This is a genomic window from Pseudomonas peli, assembly GCF_050563605.1.
GTDB lineage: Bacteria > Pseudomonadota > Gammaproteobacteria > Pseudomonadales > Pseudomonadaceae > Aquipseudomonas > Aquipseudomonas peli_A.
This window is the reverse complement of record NZ_JBNXUH010000009.1, coordinates 244,894-265,157: the sequence shown is the minus strand read 5'-3', so window position 1 is coordinate 265,157 and position 20,264 is coordinate 244,894. Positions and strand designations below refer to the sequence as shown.

Below are 20,264 nucleotides of genomic sequence, written 5' to 3'. Positions count from 1 at the left end.
GGGCGTGGCGGGCGGCGTCAGTTTTTTATWWKAGGGTTKTTAGGGTKTTGGTGTTTGWTGCCYCCGTTTTTTTSCGSSGGCGGGTGYGGAAATTTCTTCCRGCCGAYCMRAATATTSNGGGTGAKCGGCACCGCCACTAACGGCCGTGAAGCCATCGAGCAGGCGCAGGCGCTCAAGCCTGACGTGATTACCATGGATTACGAGATGCCGATGATGGATGGCATCACGGCCGTGCGTAACATCATGCAGCGCTGTCCGACGCCGGTGCTGATGTTTTCCTCGCTGACCCACGAGGGCGCTCGCGTTACCCTGGATGCGCTGGAAGCCGGTGCGGTGGATTTTCTGCCGAAGAATTTCGAGGATATCTCGCGCAACCCGGAGCGGGTTAAACAGCTGCTCTGCGAGAAAATTCACACCATTGCCCGCAGCAACCGTCGCAGCCTGAGCCCGCCACCCGTGGCTGCGCCTGCCGCGACATCGGCTACGCAAGCCAAACCAGCGGCTCGCCCTGCGGCCACCAGCACCTTGGCCCGTCCTGCTGCGGCACCCACCTCGGCTGTTCCCAGTGCTGCGCCTAAGCGCAAATCCTATAAATTGGTTGCGATTGGCACCTCAACAGGTGGGCCGGTGGCGCTACAGCGTGTGCTGACCCAGTTGCCGGCTAATTTCCCGGCGCCGATTGTGCTGATCCAGCATATGCCTGCTGCCTTCACCAAGGCCTTTGCCGAGCGCCTCGACAAGTTGTGCCGCATCAGTGTCAAGGAAGCCGAGGATGGTGATGTATTGCGTCCTGGTCTGGCGCTGCTGGCGCCTGGTGGCAAGCAGATGATGGTCGATGCGCGTGGCGTGGTGAAGATCCTGCCCGGTGATGAGCGGCTGAACTACAAGCCTTGCGTCGATATCACCTTTGGCTCGGTGGCCAAATCCTATGCGGACAAAGTGCTGGCGGTCGTGCTGACCGGCATGGGCGCGGACGGCCGTGAAGGCGCGCGCCTGCTCAAGCAGGGTGGCAGCCAGGTGTGGGCGCAGGACGAAGCAAGTTGTGTGATCTACGGCATGCCCATGGCCATCGTCAAAGCCAACCTGGCCGACGCTATCTACCCGCTGGATGATATCGGCAGGCACCTGGCGGAGACCTGCATTTAATGGATGTACTGAGCCTTATTGGGGTCATCCTGGCATTTGTCGCCATCCTCGGCGGCAATTACCTTGAAGGTGGTCACGCCGGCGCTTTGCTCAATGGGCCTGCTGCGCTGATCGTGATCGGCGGCACCCTGGGCGCGGCGTTTTTGCAGGCGCCGATGAACGTGTTCAAGCGGGCTCTGGCAATCATCAGCTGGATCTTCTTTCCGCCCCGGGTGGATCTGGCCGGCGGCATCAACCGCGTGGTTGGCTGGAGCATGACGGCGCGGAAGGAAGGTCTGCTCGGCCTTGAAGCCGTGGCCGATGTCGAAGCCGATCCCTATGCCCGCAAAGGCTTGCAGCTGCTGGTCGATGGCGCGGAGCCAGAAGCCATTCGCAGTATTCTCGAAGTCGATCTGTACACCCAAGAAGGCCGCGATATTCAGGCCGCTAAGGTGTACGAAAGCATGGGCGGTTACGCGCCGACCATTGGCATTATCGGTGCCGTGATGGGCCTGATTCACGTGATGGGCAACCTGGCTGATCCGAGCAAGCTGGGTGCCGGGATTGCCGTGGCTTTTGTGGCAACCATCTACGGCGTGGGTTTTGCCAACCTGCTGCTGCTGCCGATTGGCAACAAGCTCAAGGCCATCGCCCAGCGTCAGTCGCGTTATCGCGAGATGCTGCTCGAGGGCATCCTGTCGATCGCCGAGGGTGAAAACCCGCGCTCCATCGAATTGAAGCTGCAAGGCTTTATGGATTGATGGGGACACTCTATGGCCCGCAGGCGTCATCAAGAAGAACATGAAAACCATGAGCGTTGGCTGGTCTCCTATGCCGACTTCATTACCTTGCTGTTTGCGTTTTTCGTGGTCATGTATTCGATTTCTTCGATCAACGAAGGCAAGTACAAGATTCTTTCCGACAGCCTGACCGGGGTGTTCAATCAGCCGGATCGGGCGATCAAGCCAATCCCCGTGGGCGAAGAGCGGCCACGTACCACCGAGCCAGACCGATCCCTGGTGGATGAGGAAAGCGCGCAGTCATCCGCCGATGATCTACAGGACATCGCCAGCAGCGTGCGTGAGGCCTTCGGTGATCTGATTCAGTCCGAACAGCTCAAGGTCAGTGGCAATGAGCTGTGGATCGAGATTGAACTCAGTTCCAGCCTGCTGTTCACCAGCGGCGACGCCATCCCCAATAATGCGGCTTTCGACATTATCGAGAAGGTAGCCAAAATTCTGGCACCTTACGAAAACCCTATTCATGTAGAAGGCTTTACCGACAACCTGCCGATTCAGACGGCCCAGTTCCCGACCAACTGGGAGCTGTCTACCGCGCGGGCCGCGAGTATCGTGCGTATGCTGACAATGGACGGGGTCAACCCCAGTCGTCTGGCGGCAGTGGGTTATGGCGAGTTCCAGCCTGTTGCCGATAACACCACGGCAGAAGGCCGTGGTCGCAATCGGCGGGTGGTGTTGGTGATCTCGCGCAATCTAGATGTGCGCCGTAGCGTGAGTGGTGTCGGTAGTGCCAACGCCAAACCCGATGCGGCCTTGCAACGGGCTGGCACGCAACCTGCACCAGCCCCAGCAGCGCCGGCCCCGCAAGCGGGAGCCGTCAATCCCCCGTCGCCGGCCCCATAGGGTGGCCCCGTTCTCGGTCAGGCTGCAGCTGTACCGGGAGGATGATAACGATGAGAGTCTGGGCAGTAGCCAATCAAAAAGGTGGAGTCGGCAAGACCACCACATCAATCGCTCTGGCAGGCCTGTTGGCCGATGCCGGCAAACGTGTGGTGATCGTCGATCTCGATCCCCATGGGTCGATGACCAGCTATTTCGGGCACGACCCGGACAGCCTGGAGCACAGCAGCTTCGATCTGTTTCAGCATAAAGGCAGCGTGCCGCGCGGTTTGCCGCAGCAATTGCTGTTGCCTACCAGCGATGAGCGAATTTCCCTGCTGCCGTCCAGCACCGCGCTGGCTACGCTGGAGCGCCAGTCGCCCGGGCAGAGCGGCTTGGGCCTGGTGATTGCCAAGAGCCTGGCGCAGCTCTGGCAGGATTTCGATCATGCGGTGATCGACAGTCCGCCCTTGCTCGGCGTGTTGATGGTCAATGCTCTGGCCGCCAGCCAGCAGTTGGTGATTCCGGTGCAGACCGAGTTCCTGGCCGTCAAGGGTCTGGAGCGGATGGTCAATACCCTGGCGATGATCAATCGCTCGCGTCAGCAAGCGTTGCCTTACACCATTGTGCCGACCCTGTTTGACCGGCGTACCCAGGCCTCTATGGGCACGCTGCGGGTGCTGCGCAACAGTTACCCTGAACATCTGTGGCCGGCGTACATTCCGGTGGATACGCGTTTGCGTGATGCCAGCCGAGCCGGGCTTACGCCGTCAAAGTTCGACAACAATAGCCGTGGGGTAATTGCCTACCGGGCGTTGCTCAAACACCTGCTGTCGCAACAGATTGCCGCACAGGTCGCGTGAGATGAACGGCTATGCTGAAGATATAGGCTCAAGTCTGCCGCCAGCGCGGCCGATAGTCTGTACAGATTGTTATTGCGGGTTGTATTCATGAGTCGTCCCCTAGCCACCGCTACACGTCCGCAACTGGCCTTGCAGTCCTATCTGGACGGCTTGCTGCAGGACGCTGCGGTCGAGTTTGCCGAAAGCATCACCCTCGATGAGTTCGAGGCGGCGGTGCTGGAGGAGCAGGTGCGCGACGCCCGCACAATGCCGCAGGTACAACAAACTGTGGCTGCCAAGCCTGTGGCTGAACTGGCGCCGCGCCCGTTGGTGCTGCCGACCATCGAGATGCCCGCGCCGGAAATTGAAGTCCGCGTCGAGGCGCCGCAAGAGGTGGTTGAGGCTGCCGTGGTAGTCGAAGCGGTACAGCCTACGCCGCAAGTGCTGGTGGTGCCGGAACCGGTGCTACAGGGTCGGCCTGAGTGGGCCCAGGGGCCGTTCGAATGTCTGTTGTTTGATGTTGCTGGTCTGACCCTGGCGGTTCCGCTGGTGTGTCTAGGCTCGATTTATCCCCTGGAAGGTCAGGAGCTCACGCCATTATTTGGCCAGCCGGACTGGTTTCTCGGCATACTGCCGTGCCAGGCCGGCAACCTGAAGGTGCTGGATACTGCGCGCTGGGTGATGCCTGATCGTTACCGCGATGATTTTCGCGAGGGTTTGCAGTATGTGATTTCCGTTGAGGGCTATGAGTGGGGGCTGGCGGTGCATCAGGTCAGCCGCTCGATTCGTCTCGACCCCAACGAGGTCAAGTGGCGCAGCCAGCGGACGCAGCGCCCGTGGTTGGCCGGTACGGTTATAGAACATATGTGTGCCTTGCTAGATGTCGCATCCCTGGCTGAGCTGATCGCCAGCGGTGCGGCCAAGCGTATGGCCGGCAGCCGGGCGCACTGAATCACGCCGGGCTGTGCGATGTGCGCAGCTTTGCATCTATAGTAATCACAGCGGGGTATACACCCGCGATTGCCGCCGCGAGCGGTTCATGACGAGGCTAGGGACATGAAGAAAAGTTCTGCACAAGGTTCTGATGATCCGATTCTGCAGTGGGTAACGTTCCGCCTGGACAACGAAACCTATGGCATCAATGTGATGCAGGTTCAGGAAGTCTTGCGCTATACCGAGATTGCCCCTGTCCCGGGTGCTCCGAGCTATGTGCTGGGCATCATCAACCTACGTGGCAACGTGGTGACCGTGATCGACACGCGTCAGCGCTTCGGCTTGGATTCCACCACGGTGACGGATAACACCCGCATCGTGATCATCGAGGCGGACAAACAAGTGGTTGGCATCCTGGTCGACAGCGTGGCCGAGGTGGTTTACCTGCGCCAATCGGAAGTGGAGACCGCGCCGAACGTTGGCAACGACGAGTCTGCCAAGTTTATCCAGGGCGTGTGCAACAAGAACGGCGAACTGCTGATTCTGGTCGAGCTGGACAAGATGATGAGCGAAGAAGAGTGGTCCGATCTGGAGAGCATCTAAGCCATGCTCGACGCGCTGCTGATCGCGCTGGCCCTGGTCTGCCTGGGGCTGATAGGCGCATGCGTCTGGCTGACCCGGCAACTGCGCGACAGCATCAAGCTGCAAGGTGAGCGTGATGCCGTGCAGGATCGGCGGCTCAAGGAGCTTAGCCGGCGTCTGGATGCCTACCTGACCGGTAGCGTGCAGATGGGTGAGGAGTTGCACGAGTTGCGCCGGGTGGTCGCGCCGTTACCGGACAAGCTCAATCAGATCGAGCAGCGTGACCCCAGCAGCCTGTCGTTTACCCAGGCTGCGCGTCTGGCTGGTATGGGCGCCAGTGTGGATGACCTGACCCAGTCCTGTGGCCTGAGCAAGGCCGAGGCTGAGTTGGTGAGCAAGATGCAGCAAGCCAAGCTGCAGCGTTCCTGATTCCGCAAACCCTTAGCAGTAATCAATGTGCCGGGCCTTCCAATAGACGCAGCGGCGGCGTGATGTCGGTATCGCGCTCACTGCCGGCTGGCGATTTACCCTTCAAGTACCAGGCAAAGGCGATGATTTCCGCGATACAGCGATACAGCTGCTCGGGGATCGCATCCCCCAGCTCCAGTCGCGCCAGCAGGCGCACCAGTTCGGCATTTTCGTAGATCGGCACTTCGTACTCGCGGGCGATGGCCAGGATGGCTTCGGCCAGTTCGTCATCACCTTTGGCGCTGAGTATTGGCGCGCTCTGGCCGTCGTAGGTGAGGGCGATGGCCTGGCGGGGCGCGGTCTTCTTCATGCGGTCTCATCCACCCAGCGTTGTTCCAGGGTTGTGCGCGGCCCGCGTGGGGGTATGCCTTGGCTGCACGCCAGTTCGCCAACCTGCACGCCGGCGGCGCTCAGGCGTTGGCGCAGGTTGTCCAGTTCCGCATCTATCAGGCTGACTGTGCTGCTGCGTTCGGCCCAGAGTTGGCTGGACAGCCTGCCGTGGGCCAGTTGCGCCTGGACCTGCAAGGGGCCCAGCGGATCGAGGTCGAATGCCAACTCGACCTTCCACAGGGTTTCTTTTTTCTCAGGCTTACCTTGCGGGTTGCTTTCGTCGCGCTGGATTTTTACCTGCAAGGGCACCAACTCTTGCTGGTTGCGCATGGGCAGCTCCAGTTGCCAGGTGGTGAGCAGGTTGCCGTCCGGGCCTACCTGACTCTGCGCCAGGCTGGAAAGCTGATGGGTTTGCAGGCGTGAGATCGCGGCAGCTGCCAGCTTGAGGAGGGTTTCCAGATCCGCTTCACCTTCCATGGCCTGCAGCAGGCGCGAGGGCAGGGGGAAGTTCAAGGCTTGTTGGCGGCTAGTGGCTTTGCCCAGGCTGCCGAGCAGGTCGCGGGCCAGGGCCGGCATCGCCTGGGCCAAGGCTGAGCCGGCGTTGGCAGCTGTCAGCGGGGGGCCCGCAGGCAGGTTCGGCAGCAACTGGGTAATCAAGCGCAGCAGGTTGGCTTTCAGGTCTGCCGGTAGCGCTTGGCCCTGGCCGCCGAGCAATTTGCTTTCCAGCAGGATGCCGCTGTTTTCCAGGGCCATGGCCAGGCCTTTGGGGCTGCTCAGTTGAGCGGCGTCGGGCAGGGCGCCGAAGAGTTTGTCGATACTGGTGCGCAGGCCTTCACTTATTTCGGCATTGCCGCGCAGCCCTTGCAGGGCGCTGAACAAGCCTTCCAGTGAGCCTTGGCGGTTGCTTTGGCTGCCCAGTTGCTGGCTCAGCGCGAGTTGATCGAGGCGGCCGCTCAGGGGCAGGAAGTTCAACGCCTGGCTGCCTTGTACCTGAGCGCTGAGCAGGCTGCCCAGGGGCAGCGCCAGCGGCGTTTCCAGGGACAGCTTGCTGCCCGCCAGCGGTGTGTTGAGCAGGCTGACCAGCACCTTGTAGATCACCTGCTGCGAGCGGGCTTGAAGTACTTGCTCGCGGGCAACCACCTTGCCTTGCAGCAGGGTGCCGACGGGCAGTTGTTCGAGATCCAGGCTGGTCAGCGCCTTGTCGCCACCTGCCAGTACGGCAAGGGCCAGGCGCGTGTCCGACAAGGCCGTCACCGCCAGCGAGGTGCCCTGGGCAAGCGGGCGTGGACTGTTGGCTTCTAGGGTGGTCTGGCTACCGTTGTTCAGGGTCAGCTTGAGCAGCATCTGAAAGCTTTGCGCAACTTCCTTTAGTGCGATGACTTCGGCCTTGGCGGTTTCACCGCTGGCCAGCAGGCCTTGCATGGGCTGCAGCAGTTTCACCGCCAGGTCAGCCGCTATGGCGTTGGGGCGGCTACTGGGCGGTGTCGGCGCAATAGGCCGCGGGCTGCTGATTTCACTCATTGGCGGGTTACACCCTGTCGAAAATGCCCACTGCGGGAGGCGAGGTCGGGCATGTATAATCGCGCCCCGTCTGGTTCGGCTGCGCATTCCACTTGCGTCAGTATAGCGGCCAAGACTCTGCCGACTTGAACAGCTTTTGCCATCCATCTTAGGTACCGATGCCTTGACCAGTCCTCTTCTCGAAGCCGTTGCGCTCGCCTGTGAGCGAGACTGGCGCATGCTTTTCGAGCGTCTGGAGCTGCGACTGGTTCCCGGTGACATGCTGCAGGTGGCCGGCCCCAACGGCAGCGGCAAGACCAGCCTGCTGCGGTTGCTGGCCGGGCTGATGCAGCCGACCTCCGGTGAGATTCGCCTGAATGGCCGTCCGCTGGCGGAGCAGCGGGCTGAGCTGGCGCGCAATCTGTTGTGGATCGGCCATGCCGCCGGCATCAAGGGCTTGCTCACTGCCGAGGAGAACCTCACCTGGCTCTGCGCCCTGCATCAGCCGGCCGAGCGTGAGGCCATCTGGCAGGCGCTGGCGGCGGTGGGGCTGCGTGGTTTTGAGGATGTGCCCTGTCACACGCTGTCCGCCGGGCAGCAGCGCCGTGTGGCGTTGGCCCGTCTGTACCTGCCAGGCCCGTCACTCTGGGTGCTGGATGAGCCGTTTACCGCGCTGGACAAGGCGGCGGTGGCGCAGCTGGAAAATCATCTGGCTGCGCATTGTCAGCAGGGCGGCCTAGTCGTACTGACCACGCACCATGAGTTGACGGTCAAACCGGCCGGTTACCGCGAGCTTGATCTGGGGCAACGCACGCCATGAGCAATGTTTTTACCCTGCTGCTGGCTCGTGAAGCGCGCCTGTTATTCCGTCGTCCGGCCGAGCTGGCCAACCCGCTGGTGTTTTTCGCCATAGTGATTGCATTGTTCCCGCTGGCGGTGGGACCACAGACGCAGTTGTTACAAAGCCTTTCGCCGGGGCTGGTGTGGGTAGCGGCGCTATTGGCCGTGCTGCTCTCGCTGGACGGGCTGTTTCGCAGTGATTTCGAGGATGGCTCGCTGGAGCAGTGGGTCCTTTCGCCGCACCCCCTGGCTCTTCTGGTTCTGGCCAAGGTGCTGGCACACTGGCTGTTCTCCGGCCTGGCGCTGGTGCTGTTGGCGCCGCTGCTGGCGCTGATGCTCGGTTTGCCGGGGCGCTGCCTGCCGGTATTGCTGATCTCCCTGCTGCTCGGCACTCCGGTGCTGAGCTTGCTGGGCGCGGTCGGCGCGGCGCTGACCGTGGGCCTCAAACGTGGCGGTCTGCTGCTCGCACTACTGATTTTGCCGTTGTACATCCCGGTGCTGATTCTCGGCAGCGGTGCGTTACAAGCCAGCCTGCAAGGATTGCCGGCGGTCGGCCACCTGTTGTGGTTGGCCAGCCTCACCGCACTGGCGGTGACCTTGACACCTTTTGCCATCGCCGCTGGTCTGACGATCAGTGTCGCTGAGTAGACAATAAGCCTGAATGGCCGGTTGATCCGGGTGCCTGCCTGCGCCCTGATCAGCCCTAGCACTGATGAGTAACCTGATGAACTGGACGTGGTTTCACAAGCTCGGCTCGCCCAAGTGGTTTTATGAAATCAGCAGCCGCTGGCTCCCCTGGTTGGCCCTGGCCGCTGCCGTGCTGCTGGTGGTTGGCCTGGTCTGGGGTTTGGCCTTTGCGCCGCCGGATTACCAGCAGGGCAACAGCTTTCGCATCATCTATATCCATGTGCCCGCGGCGTTTCTCGCTCAGTCGATCTACGTGATGCTGGCGGTGGCCGGCATTGTCGGCCTGGTGTGGAAGATGAAACTGGCCGATGTCGCCCTGCAGCAGGCTGCGCCCATCGGTGCCTGGATGACTGTGATCGCCCTGGTGACCGGCGCTATCTGGGGCAAGCCGACCTGGGGCACGTACTGGGTGTGGGATGCCCGCCTGACCTCGATGCTGATTTTGCTGTTTCTGTATTTCGGCGTAATCGCTCTGGGCAACGCCATCACCAACCGTGACAGCGCCGCCAAGGCCTGCGCGGTGCTGGCGATTGTTGGCGTGGTGAATATCCCGATCATCAAATACTCGGTGGAGTGGTGGAACACCCTGCACCAGCCCGCCACCTTCAGCGTTGTTTCCAAGCCGGCCATGCCGTTCGAGATGTGGATGCCACTGCTGATCATGGTGCTGGGCTTCTACTGCTTCTTTGGTGCGGTGCTGCTGATGCGTATGCGCCTGGAAGTGCTCAAGCGTGAGTCTCGCAGCAGTTGGGCCAAGGCCGCCGTCAAGGTTGCAGCCAAGGCACTGGTGGAGAAGGGCCTATGAGTTTTGCCAGCTTTAGCGATTTTATCGCCATGGGCACCCACGGGCCTTATGTCTGGTCCTGTTATGCCATCAGCCTGGCTGTGTTGGGGCTGAATGTGGCGCTGCCAATCCTGGCGCGTCGCCGTTTTCTGCAAGACGAGGCGCGTCGTTTGCGCCGGGAGGAGTCGAAGTGAACCCCGTGCGTAAAAAGCGCCTGTATATCGTCTTGGCCATCATTGCCGGTGTCGGCATTGCCGTGGCCCTGGCCCTCAGTGCCTTGCAGCAGAACATCAACCTGTTTTACACCCCCACGCAGATCGCCAACGGCGAAGCCCCGCAGGACACCCGCATCCGTGCCGGCGGCCTGGTCGAAGAGGGCTCGGTGAAGCGCTCCAGCGATTCGCTGGAAACCGATTTCGTCGTTACCGACGGCGCCAAGAACGTGACCATTCGCTTTACCGGCATCCTCCCGGACCTGTTCCGTGAAGGTCAGGGCATCGTCGCCATGGGCAAACTCGACGCCAACGGCGTGCTGATTGCCGATGAAGTACTGGCCAAACACGATGAGAACTATATGCCGCCGGAAGTCATGCAGGCTCTTGAGCAGAGCGGTATGCAGCAGAAACATGACGCAGCCAAAGCGGCCAAGCAGGCGTCCCCATCGGAGTACGCGCAATGATCCCCGAACTCGGCCATCTGGCGATGATCCTGGCGCTGTGCATGGCGCTGGTGCAGGCGACCCTGCCACTGATTGGTGCCTGGCGCGGTGATCGGCAGTGGATGAGCCTGGCCCAGCCGGCCGCCTGGGGGCAGTTCAGCTTTATGCTGTTTGCCTTTATCTGCCTGACCTACGCCTTTATGGTCGACGATTTCACCGTCGCCTACGTGGCCAACAACTCCAACAGCGCATTGCCCTGGTATTACAAGTTCAGCGCCGTGTGGGGCGCCCACGAAGGTTCGCTGCTGCTCTGGGGCCTGATCCTCGCCGGCTGGACCTTTGCCGTGTCGATCTTCTCGCGCCAGTTGCCTGAAGAGATGCTCGCCCGCGTGCTGGCGGTAATGGGCATTATCAGCATTGGTTTTCTGCTGTTTCTGATCATCACCTCCAACCCGTTCGAACGCCTGCTGTTCGATACCCCGGGTGACGGCCGTGACCTCAATCCGCTGTTGCAGGACTTCGGCCTGATCATTCACCCGCCGATGCTCTATATGGGCTATGTCGGCTTCTCTGTGGCCTTTGCCTTCGCCATTGCCGCCTTGCTCGGCGGCAAGCTGGACGCAGCGTGGGCGCGCTGGTCGCGGCCGTGGACCATCGTCGCCTGGGCCTTCCTTGGCATCGGTATCGCCCTGGGCTCCTGGTGGGCCTACTACGAACTCGGCTGGGGCGGCTGGTGGTTCTGGGACCCGGTAGAAAACGCTTCGTTTATGCCCTGGCTGGTCGGCACCGCGCTGATCCACTCCCTGGCCGTGACGGAAAAACGCGGCGTGTTCAAGAGCTGGACCGTGCTGCTGGCGATTGCTGCGTTCTCCCTCAGCTTGCTGGGGACCTTCCTGGTGCGCTCCGGCGTGCTGACCTCGGTGCATGCCTTTGCCAGCGACCCTGAGCGCGGCGTGTTTATCCTGGCTTTCTTGCTGTTGGTGGTGGGTAGCTCCTTGGCGCTGTTCGCCGTGCGTGCGCCGGTGGTCAAGAGCCAGGTCGGCTTTGCCCTGTGGTCGCGGGAAACCCTGCTGCTGGTGAATAACCTGATTCTGGTGGTGGTCGCGGCGATGATTCTGCTCGGCACCCTCTACCCGCTGGTGCTGGACGCCATGACCGGGGCCAAACTGTCGGTCGGCCCGCCGTACTTCAATGCTTTGTTCGTGCCACTGATGGGCCTGCTGATGGCGATGATCGCGGTCGGTGTGCTGGTGCGCTGGAAGGACACGCCGCTGCAGTGGCTGCTGAGCATGCTCGCGCCGGTACTGATCGGCAGCGTGGTGCTGGCGGTGATCGCCACCTTCTTGGTCGGCGACTTCAACTGGGCGGTGCTAGGTGTTTGCCTGCTGGCCGCCTGGGTGGTGCTGGCCGGGCTGCGCGACATCGTCGAGAAAACTCGCCACAAGGGCTTTTTCCGCGGCTTGCCAAGCTTGACCCGCAGTTATTGGGGCATGCAGACCGCGCACCTGGGCATGGCTGTGTGCGCCTTGGGCGTGGTGCTGACCAGCATGGGCAGCTTCGAGCGCGATATGCGCATGGCGCCGGGCGAATCCGTGGAAATTGGCGGCTATCAGTTTATTTTCGAAGGTGCCGAGCACTTCGAGGGGCCGAACTTCACCTCCGACAAAGGCACGGTGCGCATCCTCGAAGACGGCAAGCAGATTGCCGTGCTGCACCCGGAGAAGCGTCTGTATACCGTGCAGCAGTCGGTGATGACCGAGGCCGGCATCGACGCCGGGATCACTCGCGATCTGTTCGTCGCCCTGGGTGAACCGCTGGAAAACGGCGCCTGGGCGGTACGCGTGCATATCAAACCGTTCGTTCGTTGGATCTGGTTCGGCGCGCTGTTGATGGGCTTTGGCGGCTTCCTCGCTGCCAGCGACAAGCGCTACCGCATGAAGGTACGCACCCGTGTGCGTGATGCGCTGGGCATGGCGGGGGCGCAGGCATGAAGCGTTTACTGCTGCTGTTACCGCTGGTGCTGTTTCTCAGCGTGGCGGTATTTCTCTACCGTGGCCTGTTCCTCGATCCCACCGAGCTGCCTTCGGCGTTGATCGGCAAGCCGTTCCCGGCGTTTTCCCTGCCAGCGGTGCAGGATGGCAAGACGCTGAGCGAGGCCGATCTCAAGGGCAAGCCGGCGCTGGTCAACGTTTGGGCGACCTGGTGTGTAGCCTGCCGTGTTGAGCATCCGGTGCTGAACAAGCTGGCCAAGCTCGGCGTAACCATTCACGGGGTCAACTACAAGGATGACAACGCCGCCGCGCAGAAGTGGCTGGTGGAGTTCCATGATCCCTATCAGCTGAATATCAACGATGCGCGCGGCACCCTGGGCCTGGACCTGGGCGTGTACGGTGCGCCCGAGACCTTCCTGATCGACAAGGACGGCATCATTCGCCACAAGTTTGTCGGGGTGATCGATGAGCGTGTCTGGCGTGAACAGCTGGCTCCGCTGTATCAGGAACTGGTCGATGAGGTGCAGCCATGAAGCGTCTGCTGAGTGCTGCGGTACTGGGGTTGGCCTTGCTTGGCACCGCCCAGGCCGCTATCGACACCTATGAATTTGCTACTGAGGCCGAGCGCGAGCGTTACCGCAATCTGGTGGAAGAGCTGCGCTGCCCCAAGTGCCAGAACCAGAACATCGCCGACTCCGATGCGCCGATAGCCATGGACCTGCGTGCGCAGATCTTCCGCATGCTGGAGGAGGGCCAGAGCAATGAGCAGATCATTGATTTTCTGGTCAGCCGCTATGGCGATTTTGTCCTCTACAAGCCGCCGGTAACCGCGCGCACGTTGCTGCTGTGGTATGGCCCGGCTGGTTTGCTGGTCGGTGGTTTCGTCCTGCTCGGGGTCATCCTGGTGCGTCGTCGCAGCAAGCCGGGCGCCGCCGCCAGTGGCCTGTCTGCAGATGAACAGCAGCGTCTGGCTGCTCTGCTTAATCAAACGCCTGTGGATAAGAAAGACTGATGATTGAATTCTGGTTATGCGCCGGCCTGCTGTTGCTAACGGCCCTGGCGTTTTTGTTGATCCCGGTGCTGCGTGCGCGCAAGGTGCAGGCCGAAGAAGACCGTACTGCCCTTAACGTGACCCTGTATCAGGAGCGTTTGCTGGACCTACAAGGCCAGCACGACGCGGGTGCGCTGAATGCCGAGCAACTGGCCAATGGTCGTGATGAGGCAGCCCGCGAGTTGCTCGCCGATACCGAGGGTGCGCAAGCGCAGCCGACTCAGCGCGCGCTGGGCGGCAGGATTCCACTGATTGCCGCGCTGCTGATGCCGCTGCTGGGGTATGGCCTGTACCAGCACTGGGGCGCCATCGATGATGTCGAGCGTGCGCAAACCTTTGCCGCGCAGCCAAAGACCATCGAGGAAATGACTGCCCGCCTGGAAGCTGCGGTGAAGAACGATCCCAAGTCCGCCGAAAGCTGGTATTTCCTTGGCCGTACCTATATGGCTCAGGAGCGTGCCGCTGATGCCGCCGTGGCTTTCGAGCGCGCTGTGGGTGTTGCCGGGCGTGAGCCGGAGCTGCTCGGGCAGTGGGCGCAGGCGCTGTATTTTTCCGGCAACAAGCAATGGACCGAACAACTGCAGGCGCTGACCGATGAGGCGCTGAAAGCCGATCCGGCGGAAGTCACCAGCCTTGGTCTGCTCGGTATTGCCGCCTATGAAGCCGGGCAGTTTCAGCAGGCGATTGATCGCTGGCAACAGCTGGTGGCGGTTCTGCCGGCCGAAGACCCTTCGCGCATGGCGATTCAGGGCGGGATTGATCGCGCCCGTGAGCAACTTAGCGCGCCGGCGGCCGATGTTGCACCGACAGCTAGCCAAGGCCTGAAAGTGCGAGTCGCTCTGGCTGCCGAGCTGCAGGCCAAGGTACAACCGGGCGATGCGGTTTTTATCTTCGCCCGCGCGGTCTCCGGGCCGCCGATGCCGCTGGCGGTCAAGCGCCTGAGCGTGGCTGATCTGCCGGCTGAAGTCAGCCTGTCGGACAGCGATGCGATGATGCCGCAGCTGAAAATCTCCGGCTTCGAGCAGGTGCAGCTGGTCGCACGTATCTCCCGTAGCGGCAACGCCACGGCCGGTGAGTGGATTGGCAGCAGCCAGCCGCTTGCCAGTAAGACCACCGAGCTGCAGCAGCTGTTGATCGACAGCGCTGACAGCAAAGCGCCATGAGGTCGTTACTGCGTGGCGCCGTGCTGATTAGCCTGCTGGGACTCGGTGCTTGCGTGCAGAGCCCGTTTGCCACGGCACCAGTAACAACCCCGAGTGGCAGCAGCAACCACCCACGCTTTGCTCCGCCACCTGGGGTGGATAGCCAGTGGGATGGGCAATTAGGCGTGTACGTGGTCGGTGGCGCGCCTCACCTGTACTACCGTGAGCGCACCTATTACCGCTGGAACTCTGGCTGGAGCTGGGCCAGTAACCCGCAGGGTCCCTGGTTGCCGACCGACAACAGCGGTGTGCCGCCTGGCCTGACTCGTCGTTACGCGCAGTAAGGTTTTTTAGTGCGCGGGGCAGGGCGTCGCTGGACGGCGCTCGATATCCGGCTCGAAATCTTCGATCAAACGGCAGATGGCCTGACCATCGGGGGCGCATTCGCCCTTGTCGGCCCAGTCGTCGAAGGCGTTCTGCATCACCAGCGCCAGGCGCTGGCACTCCTCGATATGCGCCTGCAAGGCCGCCAGGCGTTCGCTAAGCAGGTCGCGCACCTCGGCGCAGGGCGCATGGCCGTTATCGGCACTGGCGAGGATCTGCTGTGTGTCTTTCAGGCTAAAACCCAGACGGCGGGCGCGGGCGATAAAGCGCAGGCGTTGCAGGTCGGCGCTGGAGTATTCCTGGTAGCCGTTATCCGGGTTGCGCGTGGGCCTGAGCAGGCCTAGATCGGTGTAGTGACGCACGGTCTCACTGCTGACAGCGGCGGCTTTGGCCAGTTGGGCTACGCGCATAATCAATCTCCAGAATCGACAAAGGCCGCGCCAGGTTAAAACCTGGGGGCGGCCCTTGGGTCAAGCTCGCAGGTTTATTCGGCGATTTGCAGCTTGCGCGCCTCGTGGTAGACGAAGCGAATTTTCTCGTACTCGAACGGCGAGTTGAGCTGGCCGTAGCGGAAGTTCACCGTGGAGCGCTGGTCGACGACTTCCAGCAGGGTGATTTCCGGGTGGCTGACACTGGCTTCGGCGACGTTCAGCCAGTTGACCTGGCTTTTCGCCGCAAAGTCCGCCACCAGGCCGCCGGTATCACGCAGGTTGGATGGGCCCAGCAGCGGCAGAATCAGGTAAGGCCCGGCAGGTGTGCCGTAATAGCCGAGGGTCTGGCCGAAGTCTTCGCGCTGCTTGGGCAGGCCCATGCGCGTAGCCGGGTCCCACAGGCCGGCGACCCCTAGGGTGGTGTTGAGCAGCAGGCGGCCGGTGGTCTGCATGGCGCGCTTGCCCTTGAGCTGCAGCGCGCTGTTGAGCAGGTTGGGTACATCACCCAGGTTGCTGAAGAAGTTGCTGACGCCGGTCTGCACCAGGTTAGGGGTGATATAGCGGTAGCCGTCGACAATCGGCAGGAACACCCATTCATCAAAGCGGTAGTTGAAGTGATAGACGCGGCGGTTCCACGATTCCAGCGGGTCATACACATGCAGCGCGCTGAGGGTCGAGCGCTCAAATTCGCGCTGATCCAGCCCGGGGTTGAACTGCAGGTGCTGCAACGGCTGTTTGAAGCCGTCGTCATCAACGCTGTGCTCGGCGTGCGCCAGGCTGCTGCCCAGCAACAGGGTGAAAAACACGGCAAGGGAAATGGGCTTAGCCACGGAAGAACTCCAGCATGGCGTCGCTATTGACGCGGTAGTTGAGGTTGCCGCAATGGCCACCCAGCGGGTATACGGTCAGGCGATCGCCCAGGGTGGTGCGCAAAAAGCCCAGGTCACCAGGGCCGAGAATCACGTCGTCAGCGTTGTGCATAACGGCGATCTTGCTGCTGTTTTTCAGGTAGTCGGCCACTGCATACAGGCTGACCTGATCGATCAGCTGCGCCACGCTGCCGCCGTCGGTGCGGGCGCGCCACATGGGAATCAGTTGCTCGGTCAGGTAGCAGTCGAAGTCGCACTGCAGGGCGCGACGAAAGAACGGCGTGAGGCTGGTGCCTTCGCTGATCGGGTAGTCGATTGGGGTGATCAGGCCGCGGCGGTTGATCAGGTCCGAGGTAAAGGCGATATCGGCGGAGGAGAAGCGGAAGGCTGCGCCGATCAGCATGGCCATCTGCTCGTCGCTAAGTTGCTCGCCGGAGTTCTGGAAGTCATAGAGCAGGGCGTCGTTGATATCGACGTAGCCCTTGTTCTGGAAATAGCGGGTCAGTTTGCCCAGCACCAGTTCATAGAAGGTGGTGCTGTTGTCGATGCCTTCAACCTTGGTTTGCACCATGCGGTCGAGGTTGGTGATCGAGGTGTAGAGGTTGACTGGCGGGTTGAGCAGCAGCACGCGCTTGAAGTTGAAGCTGCGGCGGGTTTCATCCAGCTCGCTGACAAAGGCGGCCTGCAACGCGCCGAGGCTGTAGCCGGTGAGGTGGTATTCGCTGACTTTCAGGCGCGGATGCTGTGCGCGCACGGCTTGCATGGCGCGGTACAGGTCGTCGGCGTCTTCGCGGGTAATGCCGGGTGTGGCAAAGCGCGAGGCCGAGGTCATAAAGTCATAGCTGGTGGGCGAGGACAGTTGCACCACGTGATAACCGGCGCCGTAGAACAGCTTCTTCAGGTATTCCGGGGTGCTGCTGGCGTAATGCGCGCCCGTGCCGGCGATGATAAAGATCAGCGGCGCTTCGCCGGACTGCTTGGCCATGCGGTAACGCATCTTGGTGACCGGCCAGAAGTTGTCTGGCAGCTCGAACTCGCGCTCCGGGCGCAGTTTGATCTGGTAGTCGCTCTGGTTGATGTCGGCGTCGGCCGGAAGCTCCGGGCGCAGCTCCGGCGGGGTGGTCGCCAGGGTGGCTTCGAATGCATTGCTGATGGGGAAGCCATAACTGCTGGCATCGATATCGGCCGCGCTGACGGGGGCAATCAGGGCTAGGCAACTGAGAAGGGCAAGCAGACGAGGGACATGCGACATGGCTAAATCTCTGAGAGCTAGGACTGATGCTGATGGAGCGGGTCAGATGCGGAACGATTTGACCACATAAGTCAGGCTAAGTGCCGTTTAGTTATAGATATGCAGGTTTTCAGGCGCAAGCGTCATGTCGAAAGCCAATTTGCTAGGGCAGTACCGCCAGTTGCTCGACCCAGATCAGCTCGCAGGCGCCGTCGCCGGTGTCTTCCCGGCTGAGCGAGCTGGTCCAGCGATAGCCATCGTCGCCGTCGATTCGCACCAGTTGTCCGCTCAGGCGAATCTGCTGGCCTTCTTTGAGCCCTGCCAGGGTGCTGGCCACTTCAGGGTTGGCAGGTATCAGGTGCATATTGGCACTGTGGATCTCAATCTGCCGGCGTTCGATTGGCAACTGTTCGGCGCGCCAGAAGTACCAGCGATTGCGTTGGCTGATGTTGATGTGGCGTAGCACCTCGGGGTCGGCCATCGGCCCCCAGCCGAGCGCCAGATCGGTCGGCGAGAGTTTGGCGCCGCGGTCGAAGTAGTAGTCTTCACGGCCCAGAATGCGCGCTTCCAGCTGGAAACTCTCCAGCCTGCTGACTGTGTGTTCCGCCACGCGCCAGCTGCCGCTGGACAACGGCGTACTGGGCGGCAGGCTGCTGGGCGTGGGCAACAACATGACCCACAGCATCCAGAGGCCGAGCAGGCTTGCGGCGATCAGTATCAGGCGACGTATCAGCATGTCTGGATTCTAGCCGCAGAGGCTGTGAGTAGGCGATCTCGGGGGATGTTATCCGTGCCGTGGCGGCTTATCCTACGCAGCCTTTTTATCTGCTTGAGTTGCCTATGTCCCGTTATCTGCCCCTGACTGCTCTGCTGATCGCAGCAGCCCTGTGTCTGGCACTGAGCTTTGCGCTGCGTTACCAGCTGATGGAAGGCGCGCAGTGGGTCGGCCTGTGCGTCGAAGCCCCGCAGCAGTTGGCCTGCCAGGTGCGGGCGAGCCTTGGCTGGTTGATCCATTTCCGGGTCTTGGCCTGGGCTGCGCTGATTATTGCTGTGCTGGCGTTTGTGCTGCCGGGTGCCTGGGGCAAGCGTTTGGCGGTGCCGGCATTGCTGCTCGCTCTGCCGGCGCTGGTGTTGTACAGCGCTAGCCTCGCGGTATTTGCCGTGGTGCTGGCGCTGCTGCGCTGGGTGCGCGCGCCGCAAACCGCCTGATCAGGCGGTTTGCGCTTTAACCCGCAGGCTGCGCCACAGTGCGGCCACCAGTAGCACGCAGGTCAGCGCCCAACCCAGGGCTTGCCAGTTGCTTAGGGTTTCCTGGTACAGCTGCGGCGCAATGCATGCGCCGATCAGCAGGGCGAGCAGAGCGACCTCACGGCGATAGCCGCCCACCGGACGAGATAGATAGACCAGCGCCGGCAGCAATAGCGCGGCGCTGGGGAAGCTGCGGTAACGCGCGTCAACTACCAGCGCCAACATCATCACCGCTCCGGCAAAGCCGCTCAGTGCCAGCCATAGCGCGCCTTTGCTATGCAGCCAGTTGAATAGCCGCGCGCGCCAGCCAGCCTGCCGACTGAGCAGCAGCGCGGCGTGGGCCAGCACCAGCAGATTCAGCAGAATAAGCGCGCCGGCCCAGAGCCATTCGCCGAGATAGCGGCTGGTAACCAGCGTCAATTCGGCAAACAGACCGATACAGCCGGCGCCCAGCGCCGCCAGCAGCGGCAATAGCAGCGCGGCACGTGGCGAGTTCGGCCGGCCGGCCAGCAGCAGAGTGGCGGCAAATAGACCCATGCTCAACGCCAGCCAGGCCGGCCAGTGCGGCAGGTTGGATACGGAGCCGGCGAGGATCGACTTGTCCTGGCGATCAGCGTCATACAGGCCCCAGTAACCGCCCACGGCACCTTCGCTGACGCGCTTCCACGGCTGGTCAAACGCCTCGATCAGGTTGTAGCGCCAGCCGTTCTGCTCGGCCATGGCAACAAAGCCACGGATAAACTTGGCCTGGTTGACCAGGCTTGGCACCGCCGTTTCACGCTGGCGGCCTTCGCTCGGCCAGCCGGTTTCGCCGATCAGGATGTCTTTGGGCGCATAGGCGTTGCCAAAGGTCTGGCGCACTTCGGCGACTTCATGCAGCGCGCTTTCGATGCCGGCAGGATTGTCTTCCCAGTAGGGCAGCAGGTGGATGGTGATGAAGTCCACTACGGGGGCGACTTCTGGGTGCTTGAGCCAGAACTCCCAAACATCGGCATAGGTCACAGGTTGCTCGATCTGCGCCTTGACCTGTTCGATCAACGCCACCAGTTGCTGCGGGGTGACTTCCTTGCGCAGTAGCGCTTCGTTACCGACGATCACCGCCTGCACCACGTCCGGGTGGGCATTGGCAATTTTCACCAGGCCGGCGATCTCGACCGCGGTGTCGGCTGGGTTACGGCTGACCCAAGCGCCGACGATCAGTTTCAGGCCATGTTTGCGCGCCATGTTCGGTAGCTCTTCCAGGCCGGTCACTGAGTAGGTGCGCAGGCACTCGAAGCGTTCGGCCAGCAAGGCCAGATCCGCTTCCATGCGCTCGGGGCGCAGCTGCATCGGCTGATCGAAGGGCGATTGGTCTTTGTCGAACGGCGTGTAGGACGCGCACTGCAGTTTGTGCGTGGGCGTTGCGGCATCCGCCAGTTCGACCGGTTGGCCAATGCCAAACCACAGACCGAAGAGCGCCAGCAGGCCAAGCAGGCAGGCAAACACGTAGGGAGCAGCAGGGGGGCGAGAAGTAGCAGGCATGATCGGGCGCGTATGGTGGCTGAGCCGC

At 61.9% G+C, this 20,264-nt stretch carries 24 protein-coding genes and 1 pseudogene; 18 read left to right on the top strand and 7 right to left on the bottom strand.

Annotated elements, in window-relative coordinates; translation table 11 throughout:
* Window positions 1–47: 47 nt before the first annotated feature.
* The 7 genes and pseudogenes from ACQ4LH_RS13695 to ACQ4LH_RS13665 all read left to right on the top strand — a co-directional run bounded on the left by ACQ4LH_RS13695 (window position 48) and on the right by ACQ4LH_RS13665 (window position 5,530).
* Window positions 48–1,146, top strand: a pseudogene (locus tag ACQ4LH_RS13695) (protein-glutamate methylesterase/protein-glutamine glutaminase).
* On the top strand, window positions 1,146–1,886 hold the full coding sequence (locus ACQ4LH_RS13690) for a flagellar motor protein (protein ID WP_305593668.1): 741 nt from the start codon (window positions 1,146–1,148) through the stop codon (window positions 1,884–1,886). Before ACQ4LH_RS13695 ends, ACQ4LH_RS13690 begins: the two are co-directional and overlap by 1 nt.
* Window positions 1,887–1,898: 12 nt before the next feature.
* On the top strand, window positions 1,899–2,768 hold the full coding sequence (motD, locus tag ACQ4LH_RS13685; RefSeq protein ID WP_430697648.1) for a flagellar motor protein MotD: 870 nt from the start codon (window positions 1,899–1,901) through the stop codon (window positions 2,766–2,768).
* A 50-nt stretch (window positions 2,769–2,818) separates the two neighbouring features.
* The gene (locus ACQ4LH_RS13680) at window positions 2,819–3,607 is read left to right on the top strand and encodes a ParA family protein (protein ID WP_339412095.1); all 789 of its coding nucleotides are present in this window, start codon (window positions 2,819–2,821) and stop codon (window positions 3,605–3,607) included.
* An 87-nt stretch (window positions 3,608–3,694) separates the two neighbouring features.
* Window positions 3,695–4,537 (top strand): CheW domain-containing protein, encoded by an 843-nt coding sequence (locus tag ACQ4LH_RS13675; RefSeq protein WP_430697647.1) that lies wholly within the window; start codon window positions 3,695–3,697, stop codon window positions 4,535–4,537.
* Window positions 4,538–4,642: 105 nt separating this feature from the next.
* Window positions 4,643–5,122 carry a chemotaxis protein CheW gene (locus tag ACQ4LH_RS13670; RefSeq protein WP_430697646.1) on the top strand — a complete coding sequence of 160 codons (480 nt, stop codon included), beginning with the start codon at window positions 4,643–4,645 and terminating at the stop codon, window positions 5,120–5,122.
* 3 nt (window positions 5,123–5,125) lie between these two features.
* Window positions 5,126–5,530 carry a DUF2802 domain-containing protein gene (locus ACQ4LH_RS13665; protein WP_430697645.1) on the top strand — a complete coding sequence of 135 codons (405 nt, stop codon included), beginning with the start codon at window positions 5,126–5,128 and terminating at the stop codon, window positions 5,528–5,530.
* Between the two features lie 22 nt (window positions 5,531–5,552).
* On the opposite strand, the gene ACQ4LH_RS13660 is transcribed toward ACQ4LH_RS13665, so the two are convergent.
* Window positions 5,553–5,879, bottom strand: coding sequence for an EscU/YscU/HrcU family type III secretion system export apparatus switch protein (locus ACQ4LH_RS13660; protein ID WP_430697644.1), 327 nt, complete (start codon window positions 5,877–5,879; stop codon window positions 5,553–5,555).
* Window positions 5,876–7,420 carry a flagellar hook-length control protein FliK gene (locus ACQ4LH_RS13655; RefSeq protein WP_430697643.1) on the bottom strand — a complete coding sequence of 515 codons (1,545 nt, stop codon included), beginning with the start codon at window positions 7,418–7,420 and terminating at the stop codon, window positions 5,876–5,878. Before ACQ4LH_RS13655 ends, ACQ4LH_RS13660 begins: the two co-directional genes overlap by 4 nt.
* Window positions 7,421–7,583: 163 nt before the next feature.
* Between ACQ4LH_RS13655 and ccmA the strand changes: the two genes are divergently transcribed.
* The 10 genes from ccmA (at window position 7,584) to ACQ4LH_RS13605 (ending at window position 14,896) form a co-directional block, all read left to right on the top strand.
* Window positions 7,584–8,219 carry a cytochrome c biogenesis heme-transporting ATPase CcmA gene (gene ccmA, locus ACQ4LH_RS13650; RefSeq protein ID WP_430697642.1) on the top strand — a complete coding sequence of 212 codons (636 nt, stop codon included), beginning with the start codon at window positions 7,584–7,586 and terminating at the stop codon, window positions 8,217–8,219.
* Window positions 8,216–8,887, top strand: a complete 672-nt coding sequence (ccmB, locus tag ACQ4LH_RS13645; RefSeq protein ID WP_108490504.1) for a heme exporter protein CcmB — start codon at window positions 8,216–8,218, stop codon at window positions 8,885–8,887. Before ccmA ends, ccmB begins: the two co-directional genes overlap by 4 nt.
* 73 nt (window positions 8,888–8,960) lie before the next feature.
* Window positions 8,961–9,731, top strand: a complete 771-nt coding sequence (locus ACQ4LH_RS13640) for a heme ABC transporter permease (protein ID WP_430697657.1) — start codon at window positions 8,961–8,963, stop codon at window positions 9,729–9,731.
* Window positions 9,728–9,904, top strand: coding sequence for a heme exporter protein CcmD (ccmD, locus tag ACQ4LH_RS13635; RefSeq protein ID WP_430697641.1), 177 nt, complete (start codon window positions 9,728–9,730; stop codon window positions 9,902–9,904). The genes ACQ4LH_RS13640 and ccmD overlap by 4 nt, the downstream gene beginning before the upstream one ends.
* A complete protein-coding gene (gene ccmE, locus ACQ4LH_RS13630) occupies window positions 9,901–10,389 on the top strand; it encodes a cytochrome c maturation protein CcmE (RefSeq protein ID WP_430697640.1) in 489 nt (162 codons plus the stop codon). Before ccmD ends, ccmE begins: the two co-directional genes overlap by 4 nt.
* Window positions 10,386–12,359 carry a heme lyase CcmF/NrfE family subunit gene (locus ACQ4LH_RS13625; protein ID WP_430697639.1) on the top strand — a complete coding sequence of 658 codons (1,974 nt, stop codon included), beginning with the start codon at window positions 10,386–10,388 and terminating at the stop codon, window positions 12,357–12,359. Before ccmE ends, ACQ4LH_RS13625 begins: the two co-directional genes overlap by 4 nt.
* Window positions 12,356–12,892 carry a DsbE family thiol:disulfide interchange protein gene (locus ACQ4LH_RS13620; RefSeq protein WP_430697638.1) on the top strand — a complete coding sequence of 179 codons (537 nt, stop codon included), beginning with the start codon at window positions 12,356–12,358 and terminating at the stop codon, window positions 12,890–12,892. The genes ACQ4LH_RS13625 and ACQ4LH_RS13620 overlap by 4 nt, the downstream gene beginning before the upstream one ends.
* The gene (locus ACQ4LH_RS13615) at window positions 12,889–13,371 is read left to right on the top strand and encodes a cytochrome c-type biogenesis protein (RefSeq protein WP_430697637.1); all 483 of its coding nucleotides are present in this window, start codon (window positions 12,889–12,891) and stop codon (window positions 13,369–13,371) included. Before ACQ4LH_RS13620 ends, ACQ4LH_RS13615 begins: the two co-directional genes overlap by 4 nt.
* Window positions 13,371–14,573 carry a c-type cytochrome biogenesis protein CcmI gene (gene ccmI / locus ACQ4LH_RS13610; protein ID WP_430697636.1) on the top strand — a complete coding sequence of 401 codons (1,203 nt, stop codon included), beginning with the start codon at window positions 13,371–13,373 and terminating at the stop codon, window positions 14,571–14,573. Before ACQ4LH_RS13615 ends, ccmI begins: the two co-directional genes overlap by 1 nt.
* A complete protein-coding gene (locus ACQ4LH_RS13605; RefSeq protein WP_430697635.1) occupies window positions 14,570–14,896 on the top strand; it encodes a hypothetical protein in 327 nt (108 codons plus the stop codon). The genes ccmI and ACQ4LH_RS13605 overlap by 4 nt, the downstream gene beginning before the upstream one ends.
* Window positions 14,897–14,902: 6 nt before the next feature.
* On the opposite strand, the gene ACQ4LH_RS13600 is transcribed toward ACQ4LH_RS13605, so the two are convergent.
* The 4 genes from ACQ4LH_RS13600 to ACQ4LH_RS13585 form a co-directional block, all read right to left on the bottom strand.
* Window positions 14,903–15,346 (bottom strand): MerR family DNA-binding protein, encoded by a 444-nt coding sequence (locus ACQ4LH_RS13600; RefSeq protein ID WP_430697633.1) that lies wholly within the window; start codon window positions 15,344–15,346, stop codon window positions 14,903–14,905.
* 74 nt (window positions 15,347–15,420) lie between these two features.
* A complete protein-coding gene (locus ACQ4LH_RS13595) occupies window positions 15,421–16,173 on the bottom strand; it encodes an MlaA family lipoprotein (protein ID WP_430697656.1) in 753 nt (250 codons plus the stop codon).
* A gap of 16 nt (window positions 16,174–16,189) precedes the next feature.
* Window positions 16,190–17,488: a serine/threonine protein kinase gene (locus ACQ4LH_RS13590; protein WP_430697632.1), complete on the bottom strand. Its 1,299-nt coding sequence runs from the start codon at window positions 17,486–17,488 to the stop codon at window positions 16,190–16,192.
* Between the two features lie 142 nt (window positions 17,489–17,630).
* Window positions 17,631–18,203, bottom strand: a complete 573-nt coding sequence (locus ACQ4LH_RS13585) for a hypothetical protein (protein WP_430697631.1) — start codon at window positions 18,201–18,203, stop codon at window positions 17,631–17,633.
* Between the two features lie 104 nt (window positions 18,204–18,307).
* On the opposite strand from ACQ4LH_RS13585, the gene ACQ4LH_RS13580 reads away from it, so the two are divergent.
* Entirely contained in the window at window positions 18,308–18,676 is a 369-nt protein-coding gene (locus ACQ4LH_RS13580; protein WP_430697630.1) for a hypothetical protein, read from the top strand.
* Here ACQ4LH_RS13580 and ACQ4LH_RS13575 read toward each other — a convergent pair whose 3' ends face one another.
* The gene (locus tag ACQ4LH_RS13575) at window positions 18,677–20,236 is read right to left on the bottom strand and encodes a beta (1-6) glucans synthase (protein WP_430697629.1); all 1,560 of its coding nucleotides are present in this window, start codon (window positions 20,234–20,236) and stop codon (window positions 18,677–18,679) included. It lies immediately after the preceding gene.
* Window positions 20,237–20,264 lie beyond the last annotated feature (28 nt).

Bases quoted from the DNA above. Each gene is read 5' to 3' on its own strand.
- ACQ4LH_RS13690 (WP_305593668.1), top strand. From the start codon at position 1,146: ATGGATGTACTGAGCCTTATTGGGGTCATCCTGGCATTTGTCGCCATC.
- ACQ4LH_RS13600 (WP_430697633.1), bottom strand. From the start codon at position 15,346: ATGCGCGTAGCCCAACTGGCCAAAGCCGCCGCTGTCAGCAGTGAGACC.
- ACQ4LH_RS13680 (WP_339412095.1), top strand. From the start codon at position 2,819: ATGAGAGTCTGGGCAGTAGCCAATCAAAAAGGTGGAGTCGGCAAGACC.
- ACQ4LH_RS13580 (WP_430697630.1), top strand. From the start codon at position 18,308: ATGTCCCGTTATCTGCCCCTGACTGCTCTGCTGATCGCAGCAGCCCTG.
- ccmI (WP_430697636.1), top strand. From the start codon at position 13,371: ATGATTGAATTCTGGTTATGCGCCGGCCTGCTGTTGCTAACGGCCCTG.
- ACQ4LH_RS13670 (WP_430697646.1), top strand. From the start codon at position 4,643: ATGAAGAAAAGTTCTGCACAAGGTTCTGATGATCCGATTCTGCAGTGG.
- ACQ4LH_RS13590 (WP_430697632.1), bottom strand. From the start codon at position 17,488: ATGTCGCATGTCCCTCGTCTGCTTGCCCTTCTCAGTTGCCTAGCCCTG.
- ACQ4LH_RS13660 (WP_430697644.1), bottom strand. From the start codon at position 5,879: ATGAAGAAGACCGCGCCCCGCCAGGCCATCGCCCTCACCTACGACGGC.
- ACQ4LH_RS13675 (WP_430697647.1), top strand. From the start codon at position 3,695: ATGAGTCGTCCCCTAGCCACCGCTACACGTCCGCAACTGGCCTTGCAG.
- ACQ4LH_RS13665 (WP_430697645.1), top strand. From the start codon at position 5,126: ATGCTCGACGCGCTGCTGATCGCGCTGGCCCTGGTCTGCCTGGGGCTG.
- ACQ4LH_RS13655 (WP_430697643.1), bottom strand. From the start codon at position 7,420: ATGAGTGAAATCAGCAGCCCGCGGCCTATTGCGCCGACACCGCCCAGT.
- ACQ4LH_RS13575 (WP_430697629.1), bottom strand. From the start codon at position 20,236: ATGCCTGCTACTTCTCGCCCCCCTGCTGCTCCCTACGTGTTTGCCTGC.
- ccmB (WP_108490504.1), top strand. From the start codon at position 8,216: ATGAGCAATGTTTTTACCCTGCTGCTGGCTCGTGAAGCGCGCCTGTTA.
- ACQ4LH_RS13620 (WP_430697638.1), top strand. From the start codon at position 12,356: ATGAAGCGTTTACTGCTGCTGTTACCGCTGGTGCTGTTTCTCAGCGTG.
- motD (WP_430697648.1), top strand. From the start codon at position 1,899: ATGGCCCGCAGGCGTCATCAAGAAGAACATGAAAACCATGAGCGTTGG.
- ACQ4LH_RS13615 (WP_430697637.1), top strand. From the start codon at position 12,889: ATGAAGCGTCTGCTGAGTGCTGCGGTACTGGGGTTGGCCTTGCTTGGC.
- ACQ4LH_RS13605 (WP_430697635.1), top strand. From the start codon at position 14,570: ATGAGGTCGTTACTGCGTGGCGCCGTGCTGATTAGCCTGCTGGGACTC.
- ACQ4LH_RS13585 (WP_430697631.1), bottom strand. From the start codon at position 18,203: ATGCTGATACGTCGCCTGATACTGATCGCCGCAAGCCTGCTCGGCCTC.
- ccmD (WP_430697641.1), top strand. From the start codon at position 9,728: ATGAGTTTTGCCAGCTTTAGCGATTTTATCGCCATGGGCACCCACGGG.
- ACQ4LH_RS13625 (WP_430697639.1), top strand. From the start codon at position 10,386: ATGATCCCCGAACTCGGCCATCTGGCGATGATCCTGGCGCTGTGCATG.